Source organism: Treponema peruense (genome assembly GCF_016117655.1).
Taxonomy (GTDB): domain Bacteria; phylum Spirochaetota; class Spirochaetia; order Treponematales; family Treponemataceae; genus Treponema_D; species Treponema_D peruense.
On record NZ_CP064936.1, the window covers coordinates 1148346 to 1160546 of the forward strand.

General features: G+C 42.7%; 8 protein-coding genes. 4 read left to right on the top strand and 4 right to left on the bottom strand.

All coding sequences use genetic code 11. The annotated features are described in order from the left end of the window. Positions 1 to 99 precede the first annotated feature (99 nt). The 3 genes from IWA51_RS05215 to lon all read left to right on the top strand — a co-directional run bounded on the left by IWA51_RS05215 (position 100) and on the right by lon (position 4353). Positions 100 to 1011: a nucleotidyltransferase family protein gene (locus IWA51_RS05215; RefSeq protein WP_177527491.1), complete on the top strand. Its 912-nt coding sequence runs from the start codon at positions 100 to 102 to the stop codon at positions 1009 to 1011. 29 nt (positions 1012 to 1040) lie between these two features. Continuing rightward, positions 1041 to 1847 carry a type I phosphomannose isomerase catalytic subunit gene (locus IWA51_RS05220; protein ID WP_177527492.1) on the top strand — a complete coding sequence of 269 codons (807 nt, stop codon included), beginning with the start codon at positions 1041 to 1043 and terminating at the stop codon, positions 1845 to 1847. Positions 1848 to 1947: 100 nt separating this feature from the next. Continuing rightward, positions 1948 to 4353: an endopeptidase La gene (gene lon / locus IWA51_RS05225; RefSeq protein ID WP_198443476.1), complete on the top strand. Its 2406-nt coding sequence runs from the start codon at positions 1948 to 1950 to the stop codon at positions 4351 to 4353. Positions 4354 to 4454: 101 nt separating this feature from the next. Here the strand turns inward: lon and IWA51_RS05230 are convergent, their stop codons facing one another. The 4 genes from IWA51_RS05230 to IWA51_RS05245 all read right to left on the bottom strand — a co-directional run bounded on the left by IWA51_RS05230 (position 4455) and on the right by IWA51_RS05245 (position 10745). Further along, complete coding sequence (locus IWA51_RS05230; RefSeq protein ID WP_177527494.1) at positions 4455 to 4895, bottom strand: flavin reductase family protein; 441 nt, start codon at positions 4893 to 4895, stop codon at positions 4455 to 4457. A 104-nt stretch (positions 4896 to 4999) separates the two neighbouring features. Continuing rightward, positions 5000 to 6607 carry a hypothetical protein gene (locus tag IWA51_RS05235; protein ID WP_198443477.1) on the bottom strand — a complete coding sequence of 536 codons (1608 nt, stop codon included), beginning with the start codon at positions 6605 to 6607 and terminating at the stop codon, positions 5000 to 5002. Between the two features lie 230 nt (positions 6608 to 6837). Continuing rightward, on the bottom strand, positions 6838 to 7620 hold the full coding sequence (locus IWA51_RS05240) for an outer membrane lipoprotein-sorting protein (RefSeq protein ID WP_177527496.1): 783 nt from the start codon (positions 7618 to 7620) through the stop codon (positions 6838 to 6840). A 371-nt stretch (positions 7621 to 7991) separates the two neighbouring features. Beyond that, on the bottom strand, positions 7992 to 10745 hold the full coding sequence (locus tag IWA51_RS05245) for an efflux RND transporter permease subunit (RefSeq protein ID WP_198443478.1): 2754 nt from the start codon (positions 10743 to 10745) through the stop codon (positions 7992 to 7994). A gap of 431 nt (positions 10746 to 11176) precedes the next feature. Here IWA51_RS05245 and IWA51_RS05250 point away from each other — a divergent pair, with 431 nt between their 5' ends. Next, a complete protein-coding gene (locus tag IWA51_RS05250) occupies positions 11177 to 12190 on the top strand; it encodes an HAD-IA family hydrolase (RefSeq protein ID WP_198443479.1) in 1014 nt (337 codons plus the stop codon). The last annotated feature ends 11 nt before the right edge of the window (positions 12191 to 12201 follow it).

The window sequence follows — 12201 nt, forward strand, 5'->3', positions numbered from 1 at the left end:
ACTGTTAAAAAAGTGAAAATCATAGTATTTTTGTAAAAAAAATGCTACAATTAAATATATGTTCTTAAAACTGAAGATTTACTTATTATGGGAGTAGTTATGAAACCAACATTGCTTGTGCTGGCGGCCGGTATGGGAAGCCGTTATGGCGGAGTAAAACAGATTGATGCAGTAGGACTTAACAACGAGTGCCTTTTGGACTTTGCCGCTTATGATGCAAAAAAATGCGGATTCGGAAAGGTCGTTTTTGTTATCAGAAAAGATATAGAAAAAGACTTCCGTGAACGCCTTTTTGACCGTGTAGCCAAAAACTTCGATGCAGAATATGTCTTCCAGACAAAAGACGCACTTCTTGATGAACAGGAAATTGCACGCGCTGCAGACAGAACAAAGCCCTGGGGTACAATCCATGCCGTTCTCTGTGCAGAAAAGGCAATTAATTCACCTTTTGCCGTAATCAACAGCGATGACTATTACGGACGCGATGCCTTCAAAACACTGGGTGAATATCTTTCAAACATAGATCCCCATTCCCCTGAACATGCCATGGTCGGCTATGTACTCGGAAACACAATGAGCAAAAGCGGTTCGGTAAGCCGCGGTGTCTGTACCGTAAAGGACGGTTACCTTGAGTCAATTACAGAAAATACCAAAATCAGCTATAAAGGCGATGGCATTGTAAGCGAACTCGACGGAAAAGAAATTCCTCTTACCGGAAAAGAATGGGTAAGCATGAACCTGTTTGCATTCAGCCTTAAAGCCTTTACCGGTTTTCACAAATACTGGGACAACTTCAAGAAAACTTCACTTGAACTGCCCAAGGCCGAAGCCCTTCTTCCCGTTGCGGCAAGCGACATTGTAAAGGCAAAAGAGGGCAGTATAAAATTCTTTACTTCTACAGAAAAATGGTTCGGCATGACTTATCCCGAAGACCGTGCAATTGTAAAGCAGGAAATTGCAAAGAAAATTGCAGACGGCTACTATCCCGAAACGCTCTGGGAACACTGCTGAAAACATTGACTTTATAACGGAGAAAAAAAATGATAAAACTGAACGCAATAAAATCAGACAAGGTTTGGGGATATGAACTTTGGGAAGCATCAACCCACCCGAATGGTCTTCAGCACGAATTGCAGACATTTACCGGTGGGGACTATCCTCTTTTGGTAAAGGTTATTCAGGCAGATGATCGTCTGAGCGTTCAGGTTCACCCCGATGACGAAAAAGCCGAACTTTACGAGCATTGCCGCGGAAAAACAGAATGCTGGTACGTTCTTGATGCTGCCGAAAATGCACGCCTTGTTTACGGCCTGAACGGTGTCTATACTCCCAGTGAACTCAGGGGTGCAATACAAGCCAATTCAATCCAGGACTGTCTGCGCTATGTTAATGTAAAGAAGGGTGACTTTGTATATATTCCCGCAGGAACTGTCCATGCTATTGGCGGCGGGCTCAGACTTTTGGAAATACAGCAGTCAAGCGACATAACATACCGTCTTTATGACTGGGGCCGGGGAAGGGAATGTCATGTAGAGCGCGCTATTTCATGCATAAAGACCCAGGGAGAAAGAAATGTGTCTGCTTTTCCCGGCGTGTTTTCATGCCCGTACTTTACCCTCGAAGAAATTACGGTAGAAAACGAATATGATTCTGTGGTAGATTCAGCTCCCCACGATACCATGCCGTGTGATTTTGTTCTTGCCTTTATTATTGACGGAACGGGAACAATAAACGGAACAGAAGTAAAAGCCGAAGATACGCTTGTGTTTGCCCCTTCAGAAAAATTCTGTGCGCGCGGAAACCTTAAAATCATGAAAATTGTTCCGGCGGGACAAAGGTACAGATAGGGAGCAGTCAGTAAAACAGTCTGCATGCTGTTGCGCATGACATGCATATTCATAAGCTTTAAATTTGTATTTTTTGCGTATTTGGTTTATATTTGATGTTATGAAAGACAAATCATCAAATAATAATGATATCATAGGATTGCCTGCAGAACCTCAGCTTCCTAACAAACTGTCTATACTTCCTATAGGCGGCAGGCCTATTTTCCCGGGAATTTTTACTCCTCTCATGGTAAACAGTGAGGAAGACACAAATGTTATAGAAGATGCCCAGAACGGTGACGGTTATATCGGAATCGTTATGCTTAAAAACGACAAGGAAAATCCTACTCTTGTTGACCTTCATTCAGTGGGAACTGTTGCCCGCATTATAAAGAGAATTAATCTTCCCGATGGCGGAATAAATGTTTTTGTTTCTACAATAAAAAGATTCCGCATAAAGAAAATCCTGAGTTCTTCTTCGCCAATGGTTGCTGCCGTTGATTATCTTGATGATGAAGAAGATAATACCTTTGAAGTAAAAGCACTTACCCGCGCACTCATGAGTGAAATGAAGGAAATAAGTGAAAATAATCCCATGTTCAGCGAAGAAATGCGTCTTAACATGGTGAATATTGATCACCCCGGAAAAATCGCTGACTTTATTGCGTCAATTCTTAATATCGACAAAGACGAGCAGCAGAAGGTACTTGAGCTTGTAAATGTACGCAAAAGAATGGAACAGGTTCTTGTCTTTATAAAAAAAGAGCAGGAAATTTTGCGTGTACAGAAAAAAATCCAGACAGAACTCAATGACAAGGTAGAAAAAAATCAGAGGGAATATTTTCTTCGCGAAGAGCTCAAGAGCATTCAGGAGGAACTTGGTATTGCCGGTGACTCAAAGTCGAGCGATTATCAGAAGTTCAAGGCAAAGATAGATTCATTCAATCTGGAAGGAGAAGCCAAAGAAACAGTTTATTCAGAACTCGAAAAATTCCAGCTTCTGGACCCGCATGATCCTGAATACAATTCTTCAAGGGCTTATCTTGGTCTTGTTACAGCCCTTCCGTGGAATGATTCTCCTGCAGAGAAATTTTCACTTACCGACGCGCGCAAGGTTCTGGATGGCGACCATTACGGCCTTGAAGATGTAAAGAAACGCATACTGGAATATCTTTCTGTAAGAAAATTAAAGAAAGACGGAAAAGGTTCTGTTCTCATTCTTGTAGGTCCGCCGGGAGTAGGAAAGACCAGCGTAGGCCGTTCCATAGCAAAGGCAATGAACAAACCTTTCTTCAGATTCAGTGTGGGCGGTGAACATGATGAAGCAAAAATCAAAGGATTCCGCCGTACGTATATAGGTGCAATGCCTGGTCAGATTATAGAAGGGCTCAAGATTACAAAGTCAAAGTCCCCTGTCTTTATGATTGATGAAGTAGACAAGATGAATGCCAGTGCCCAAGGTGATCCTTCTGCGGCTCTTCTTGAAGTGCTTGACCCGGAGCAGAACATTAACTTCAGGGACACTTATCTTGATATTCCATTTGATGTAAGCAATGTATTTTTTATTCTTACTGCAAATACTCTGGACGGAATCCAACAGCCGCTTCTTGACCGTGCCGAAATTATTGAACTTTCGGGTTATATCGATCAGGAAAAAATGGAGATTGCAAAAAAGTATCTGGTTCCCAAAAATCTCGAAAAGAACGGGCTCAAAAAGTCTCAGGTTAAATTTACACGCGCGGCACTTTCCCTTATTGCAACGGAATATGCGCGTGAAGCCGGTGTGCGCAATTTTGAAAAGTGCATCGATAAAATTACGCGAAAACTTATTTTTGAACAGGTATTGGAATTTGAAAGTTCAGAAAAAAATGCTGATGCACTTGGACCGTCTGTAGCAAAAAAAGTTTTCAATATTGATGTTCCCGAAGTGCGAAAATATCTTGGAAAGCCGGTGTTTGACGAAAGCCAGATTAAAACGGCAGGTGTTGCGGGAACGGCCATTGGTCTTGCGTGGACGAGTATGGGAGGAGATACTCTTCTTCTTGAGTCCATTTCGTTCAAATCAGAAAAGGGCGGGCTGCAGCTTACGGGACAGATGGGTGACGTTATGAAAGAAAGTGCACAGATAGCCATGAACTGGTCAAAAAAATACGCCATTTCGAACGGAATAAAAGACGGAAAGTGGTTTGAAGAAAATACTGTTCATCTTCATATTCCTGAAGGCGCTACTCCCAAAGACGGTCCTTCTGCAGGAATAACAATGGCGACTACCTTTATGTCTCTTTTTACGGGAAAAAAGATAAAGCCGCATCTTGCCATGACCGGTGAGCTGAGTCTTACAGGACAGGTGCTTCCGATTGGCGGCTTAAGGGAAAAAACCGTTGCAGCAAAGCGTAATAAAATAAAGACAATTATCATTCCAAAGGCCAATGAGCGTGACCTTGAAGATATTCCTGAACACGTAAAAAAAGGAATTAAATTTATTCCCGTATCTGATGTGTCCGAAGTAATAAAACTTGCGTTTTGATATAAGGTGCAGCTAAGTATAAAAGCTGCATTTGTTACCCTGAACAGGTTTTGGTTTTATGCCTCAGGCACAGGACCGGAAGTTGTTCAGGGTCTTTTTTTTTACAGACTGTATGCAGCAACCGCTTCACCAAGGAAAAGTTCAACGGAGCCTTCTTTGATTACGCGGATAAGGCGACATTCAATCCAACCCTGAATTTCATTTTCGGGAATCATTAAATCGGTTTTCTTTGCTTTTGTTCCTTCAATGCCGAACATTTTGAACTTGTCTGCATGTTCATCAGAAACAGAACCTGCTTTTTCTATCCAGTGTGCATCCTGTGACTTTGGAATACAGACTGCAAATTCTTTTGTTTCCTTTACGTTGTGTGCGCACTGGTGGGCCGGGTCAGAACTGAATATTACTTTTGTAACAGGTTCGTAATCCATTGGCATAATCCATCCGTACGGCGTTATGTCGTAACTGAATTTTCCCTTTGACGCAACTACCGCTGTTCCGCTTATCATTTTGTAGGCATCTTTCAAATCAACTTCTTTGAACATAATTTTTCCTGCTTAATGTTTAGAATATAAAAAAAGCAGCAGTCAAAACGGCCGCTGCTTTTTTTTACCTGTTCAGTATATCTTAAAAAAGAAAAATATTCAATTCAGAATATTGCAGATACTCCGAGACATACAAAACTGTTGTTTCTCCATTCATAAAATTCGCTGTCTTCATCGCGGCATTTTATGTACATTCCTGAAAGCGTAAGGGCAAGGGCGGGGTCGGGTTTCCACTCCAGTTTGGGTTGAACTACAAGATCCCCACGTTCAATTCCCCACATTACGGTAACTTCAGGGCATATTTTTTCGTTCATCCAGGAGTCGGTTATGTTCACTACAAGTTTGTTGTTTGTATGTCCTGTGGGATTGTAGTCAACGTCATATTTTTCAAAAGTGCTTCCGTCAATTTTGCTTCCGTTGAGTACAAGGGTTCCTGTTTCCTGTACGTTGATGTTTATGTTGTTGAGCCCGATGTCCATGTCAAATCCGGCAAGCCATGACACGCTGTTGTTGTGAACCCACGGATCGTCGCCTTCAGTATCTTCGGTAAGAGTGTATGCTGCTTCACCCCTGAGATTAAGTTTCCAGAGAACAGTTGCTGCTTCAAGTCCGAATGTCTGCTTCTGGTCATAGGCAAGTTCCGGCATTTCTGAATTGAGAATTGTATTCTGCAGATTTGCCGACGGCTGCTTGAAGTGACCGTAGTACCAGCTTGCACCAAGATCTACTGTTCCGACTGTTCCTGTTACGCGGGCTCCGAACTGGCTGTAGCGCAGGGTATGTGTGTCAGGAAGAAGAGATTCCTGAGTGACTGTAGAAGCTGCAAGAAGTGTGTTTGTGTATTCTGTTCCGGCCTGTTCAAGATTTGCCTTTGCTTCATCAATGCTTGTGCATCCAAGATTTTCAAGGGCCACGTTATATGCTGCAGTCGCTTTTCCTGGAGTTCCTGCGGCGGCTTCTGCCTGTGCAAGGGCTGCAAGTGATGAAAGTGCACCTACGCCCGAAGTAAGTTTGGTGTATTTTTTGAATGAAGCGGCAACCTTTTTTTCCTGGACAGATTTTACCGTGTTGTACAGATTTTTGTACGCTGCAGGAGTCCATATTCCGTCTGAAGCAAACCTGTCAGGTTCTGTCCACGGTGTCCAGACTGCTTCTACAGACGTATTTGTTCCGGGAATATTGTAAACGGCTCTCATCATCGGCACTGCAAGTCTTCTGTCAATGTAGTCAGGGATTATAAAGTCCGTGTAGTCATCGGCATTGAAGTTGTCTATTACATGCAGCTTGTCGCCTTTTCCCCATACGATTTTCATTTTTCCGGCTTCGACTGTAAGGTTTCCCAGATAGCCGCGCACGTTCATTTCGTCCAGAACTGATTCAGGATGGTTTTCAAGAATATCTTTGTCAAAGGCAAGTTTTATTTCTGCATCTGACGAAGTTCCTGTATATGCAATTCCTGCATGTGCAGAAGCCTTTACCGTTACAGGAATTTTATTCATGTCGTAAATTGAGTCTGCTTCTGACAACGGTGTTTCTGATGCTTCGGGGTATGCCCTTGCCTGGAATTTTGTGCTTCCTGAAACGGTAACTGACTGCTGTTCTTCCTGTGAATCTGTACTGTCACCCCACGCGGCAAAATCGTCTTCCTGGGCGAACACAAGGGAAGATGCTGCCAAAAGAAGTGCAAGTGTTTTTGATTTTTTTGTATTCATTTTGTTTCTCCCATAAAAAGTCAATGAGTAAATCTTCAGATTTAGGAATGACTTTTTAAGTACATTCGCAACAAAGTGAGAATGTACAATTTTATTAGAACGTTTGCAAAGCAAGCGTGTTTGCAAAGCAAACTTGTTTGCTTCGCAAACTTCAAGTTAAAAAGCCGGCGGAACTCAGCGGAAACCAGCAGAAACCGGCGGCTTTTTTTTATACACATTCCTGCTGTTTTTTATCTTCCGTTGCTCAGGAAAGCCTGTGTAAATACTCTTTCTGGAATTGCAGTCGTTACGTCTACGCGTACTATCTTAAGTTGTGTAGTGTGGCCGGTCTGAACGTTTTCCATTTTGTTTTCCATAGGAATGTTGTATCCGTCGTGGTTTTCTATTTTTGCAACGGTAAGTACTTTTTCAAGGCTTCCGTTTTTGTCATAAAGTTCGGTGTAGACTGGGTACATTGTTTTTTTGTCTACCCAGACCATTCTGTAGCTGTACTGGCTGGACTTTTTGTCTACAGGAACTTCTTTTACAACATAGCAGTCCGGGTACGAAAGCTTTGGTTCTTCCTTGATATACTCGTGTGTGTCTTCTGAAAGTTCGCGGGTAGAAAGATCATCATATGTGGCATCTGTTCCCATAAATGATTTTGAACCTTCGCTGGAATTTATGCGGCGTGTGCTTTTGAGGGCCGGAAGATAAATCCATTTGTCATCGGCTGCATTTTTGTTTTCGCACTGAAGAAAGCGTGTGTTTTTGATGGAAGCAGGGGAAAGGAAAACCATTACGGCACTTGTAGTTCCGTCTTTGTTTCTTCCGTATTCTTCCATGCGCCTGACTTCTGTTGTTCCGTTTTTGTCGGTGAGTGTCATTTCGACAAGCGAATGTGAGTAAGCGGGTTTTTCTACAGCATGAACCTGTTCCATAATTTTGTCGCCCTGTTCGTCGGCAAATGCAAGTGCTGATGCTGCAACAAGTGCAGTTCCAAGTGTCATGATTTTTTTCAAATTTAATTTCATAATTTCCTCCATAGGTAGCGGATTTTTATACTCCCTCGTATAAAAATATTTGAAGACTGTTTCAACAGTCGAAAAGATTTTTATTGCGTTTTGGAACGAAGTGAAAAACGCAGTCCAATAAAGAAGTTCGCAACGCGAACTTCGAGTTAAAAAAAACCGACGACAACCGGCGGATTTTTATACTCCCTCGTATAAAAATATTTGAAGACTGTTTCAACAGTCGAAAAGATTTTTATTGCGTTTTGGAACGAAGTGAAAAACGCAGTCCAATAAGGAAGTTCGCAACGCGAACTTCGAGTTAAAAAACCGACGACAACCGGCGGATTTTTATACTCCCTCCAAAAGTTTAAGAAACCGTCGGCTTCGTAAACTTATTTTTCTTTCGGCCTGATGAATTTCGGGTCGGTAAGATTTAATATTCCCGGAATAATTGTCATTGCCAGGAAACTTGACGTAAACATAACAATTGCTACAAGTACGCCTATGTATTTCAGAACCGTAAACTTTGACAGACACAAAACCAAAAATCCCAGTCCTACAGCAACTGCGTTTGTCATTATTCCGTGACCGCTCTTTTTGAACGTCATTTTTGTGACAAGCACAATATCATCGCTTTTTGCACGTTCTTCCCTGTAAGTCGTAAGAAAGTGAATTGTGTAGTCTATTCCAACACCAACAGCGACAGAAGCAATGATGCTTGTTACAAGGTCAAGGTTTATGTGTGCAAAACCCATGGTCATGTAGTTCAGAAGAATTGCAAGAGCCAGCGGAACAGCACCAAGAAGTCCTGCCCAGACAGATTTGAACGAAACCGCAATGATTATAAATACAGATATGAGTGATACTGCAAGACTTGAGAACTGGCTTGAAACAATCATCTTTGTCATTGTGTATTCCATTTCTCCTGAACCTGTTGCTTCAAGAGTGTATCCTTCGGGGAATCTTTCCTGGGCAAATTTTTTGGCATCGGCAATTATTGAACCTGTCTCATCAGTTGAATGGCTTCTCAACTGACAGGTGATGCGCATTGTCTGAGGGTTCATGTCGTCATCAATGAATCTTCCTAGTGAACCGCTCAGAAGGGTAAGGTATCCGTTTACAACACCCTTGAGTTCTTCCCTGGATGCAACAGGATACTTTGCGGTGTCATACGGAATTTCATAATATGCAGCCCCGTTGTAGTTTGTCTTTTTCATGAGCTCATCTACTATTTCATCAGTAGTGGCATTTTTTCCGCCGGCTGCCGTATATGCTTCATTAAGAAGATCCAGCACTTCCTTTGTTGTCATTGTTCCGGAAAGAACCTTTGCATATTCAGTGTTGGGGTCATTGAACTGCACTTGCGGAACAGTTTCTTCTTCAGAAGTTTCATCGTCTCCCCAAGAAAGTGAATCACTGCTTCCCCAGTCTGAATCATCTCCCCATGAAAGGTCTGCTGTCTGTGCGCTGTCTTCTTCAGAAACCGCTGCAGTCTGTGTTTCCTGTACAGTTTCCGTAGTCGGAACATGCCACACCTGGTTTATGCGCTTGATGAATGTCGTAAGCGAAACAATTTTTCCAATGCTTTCGTGATCTTCCTGAAGCTGGTTCTGCATATCGTCTACGGCTTTGAGAAGTTCAGGGTTTGCAATGTCGCCTTTTTCGGGGCCCGTTATTGTAAAGAATACGCTGTTTGTTCCGGCAAAGTCTTTGTCTATATAATCAAGATCCTGCCTGAACTGCGCAGTCTTCGGGAAGTAGTTTATAAGCGCGGTGTCTATTTTGAGCAGTCTCAGACCCGTGAGCGAAAGGGCAACAATTGCAAGTGAAGTAAGTACAAGCCTTGTCTTTGAACCGCAGAAAAATTTGAATATGCTGTACAAAGTGTCTGCGCTTGCTTCATCTTCTTCCTTTCCGCCACGGAGTTTCTTTGCCTTTTCCAGGCGGGACTTCATTTTGTCTGTAAGTTTTGCTATTTTTCTGGACTTTGTTCTTACTTTACTCAAATCTTTAAGCAGAAGCACAGCCGGAATAAATGTTACTGAGAAAATCAATGAAAGGGCTACGCCTATTGCAGTAAAGACAGAAAAACTGTGGAGTGGTCCGATCGGGCTTGAAACTAGGGATATAAAACCGACGATTGTCGTAAGTCCTGCAAGAAGAACAGCCGTCCACACTTCCTTAAGTCCGCTGAAAACGCATTCTTCATATTTTTCCTTCGTGAGTTCGCCTTCAATACTGTCAAGTGCCACGTAGTAATGTGTAAGAACATGAATTCCGTATGCTGAACCCACTGCAATAAGCGCAACAGGAATTACGCTTGAAACCAGCGTAAATGTTACGCCGAACATGCCCATGAGTCCGCATGAAATAACCGTAGACATAAGAACTGTAATGAGCGGAAGAATTGTTCCATCAACAGTCTTGAAACTCAAAAACAGTGAAAGAAGAACTACAATGATTACCAGCGGAATAAGCCGCATAAGGTCAGACATCATGAATGCCCTTGAGTTTTCTGAAAGTACCGGTTCACCTGCTAACTTGAACTTAAGGCTGTGACCTTTTGTTTCTTCTTTTGCAATACTGCGTACTTCGTCCAAAACCCTCTGCTGCCTTGTTGAGTCAGATTCAGAAGTTTTGTTGGGGCTTATTGTAATCTGCATCTGGGTTGCCGTACCGTCGTCGTTTATAATTACACGGCCGTACATATCGTCCCATTCAGAAAGCCGTGAGCGCAAAAGGTTTATGTCTTCTTCTGTTCCCGTGTACGTATCCGGAATAAGCTGGGTTGCGCAGATTGAACCGTCCTGTTCGCATACATAGTCAATGTGTGTAAGGGAGTCAATGTTTTCTACTTCCTTTATTGAAAGTGCTCGGTCAGTAATTTTTCTTACAACGTCAATGTATTCCGGGGTAAGAATGGTTCCGTCCTTTGCTTCGAGCGTAAGTCCTATTGAAAGCATACTTCCGAACTGGTCTTCGGTTTCTGTCATACGTGTATAGGACACGTCTTTCTGCGGAAAAAACTGCCTGATAGAATTGTCAAGCGTAAGATTTTTTATGAAAAATCCACACCCTGCCGTTACCAGAAGACATACCGCAACAATCAGTTTTGGATGTCTGAAGAATTTTTTCAGGAATTTCATGTTCGTATTCCTCTTGAATAATAAATTAAACGTTTAACTACTTAAACGTACAAACATAGATATAAACAAGACAGAAAAAAAAATCAAGACAATTTTTAGAATTTTTTAATTTTTTTACAAATGCATATGTACAGAATACATTTCTTTAACAAAAGCGTATGTAAACGATGTCCGCGCGGGAGGACACGTTGCAGTTAAAATGATTAATCTTAACGAAAGTTCAAATGCGCGAAGGAGGACGCGGAAATAGGAAATGACTTGTTTTTTTGTTGTTTCTAAGTAACTGGTTACTTAGAAACTTTGCTGACTGGGAGCATTTTAACCTGCGCCGGCACTTATCTAGACGAATTGCGTCCACCCGCGCGGACATTCCGTAAATGCCGCATTCTGCTGTTGTTGACTTATTTTCTTTTCATCACTACTATTTGCGTATGTACATAGACAAAACCGAACTTGGAAAACTGTATGACATGTTCACAACCTGCGCTCCCATATTCACCGCACTCGGTGACGCAAACCGCCCCAAACTCATCCTTGACATAGCAGACGCCGGCGAAGGTGGAGCCAACGTAAGCACTCTTGCCGCAAAATCGCATCTGTCAAGACCAGCCGTCTCACATCATCTGAAAGTACTCAGGGACAGCGGTTTTGTAACGACCCTCAAGCGCGGAACACAGATTTTCTACAGACTCAACCTTGTACACAACCTTGACAAAATAGACACTCTTGTTCACGGAATTCAGGAAGTAATAGAAAGGGTAAAGGAAACCCAGCTTCAGGAACTGAACAGTTCAACACAGCGCGCCATAGATGCAATAATCTTTGACATGGACGGCGTGCTCTTTGACAGCGAAAGCATAACACGCAAAATGTGGAAGCAGGCCGCCCAGGAATATTCCGTAAGCGACATAGAAACAGCCGTGTCTGACTGTACAGGAAGAAGCATACCCGACACCTGCGCCTACCTTGTCAAAAAGTACGGAAGGTCTTTTCCTGCAATGGAATTCCGCAAAAGATGTTCCGAACTTTTTCACGCTTATGTAGATAAAAACGGACTGCCGCTCATGTATTATGCCCGCGAAATTCTCGATTACCTTAAACAGCACGGTTACCGGCTTGCACTGGCTTCTTCCACAAGAAAGTCAGTAGTAGAAAAGGAACTTGCAGATGCCGGTTTGCGCGGTTATTTCGAAACTGTAACATGCGGTGACATGGTAACCCATTCCAAGCCCGATCCCGAAATTTACATGGAAGCCTGCCGCAGTCTGGGTGTAGATCCGCTCAAATGCCTGGCAATAGAAGACAGTCCCAACGGAATACTTTCGGCTTACGGAGCAGGACTCAAGCCTGTAATGATTCCCGACCAGATTCAGCCCGATGACGAAATAAAGGCACGCCTCTTTATTCTTTGTTCAAACTTAAAGGAACTTGAAAAATATCTTTAGGAGCCTGCGCA

Excerpts from the sequence above, each read along its gene's own strand:
- lon (WP_198443476.1), top strand. The coding sequence starts at position 1,948 with ATGAAAGACAAATCATCAAATAATAATGATATCATAGGATTGCCTGCA.
- IWA51_RS05235 (WP_198443477.1), bottom strand. The coding sequence starts at position 6,607 with ATGAATACAAAAAAATCAAAAACACTTGCACTTCTTTTGGCAGCATCT.
- IWA51_RS05230 (WP_177527494.1), bottom strand. The coding sequence starts at position 4,895 with ATGTTCAAAGAAGTTGATTTGAAAGATGCCTACAAAATGATAAGCGGA.
- IWA51_RS05215 (WP_177527491.1), top strand. The coding sequence starts at position 100 with ATGAAACCAACATTGCTTGTGCTGGCGGCCGGTATGGGAAGCCGTTAT.
- IWA51_RS05245 (WP_198443478.1), bottom strand. The coding sequence starts at position 10,745 with ATGAAATTCCTGAAAAAATTCTTCAGACATCCAAAACTGATTGTTGCG.
- IWA51_RS05250 (WP_198443479.1), top strand. The coding sequence starts at position 11,177 with ATGTACATAGACAAAACCGAACTTGGAAAACTGTATGACATGTTCACA.
- IWA51_RS05220 (WP_177527492.1), top strand. The coding sequence starts at position 1,041 with ATGATAAAACTGAACGCAATAAAATCAGACAAGGTTTGGGGATATGAA.
- IWA51_RS05240 (WP_177527496.1), bottom strand. The coding sequence starts at position 7,620 with ATGAAATTAAATTTGAAAAAAATCATGACACTTGGAACTGCACTTGTT.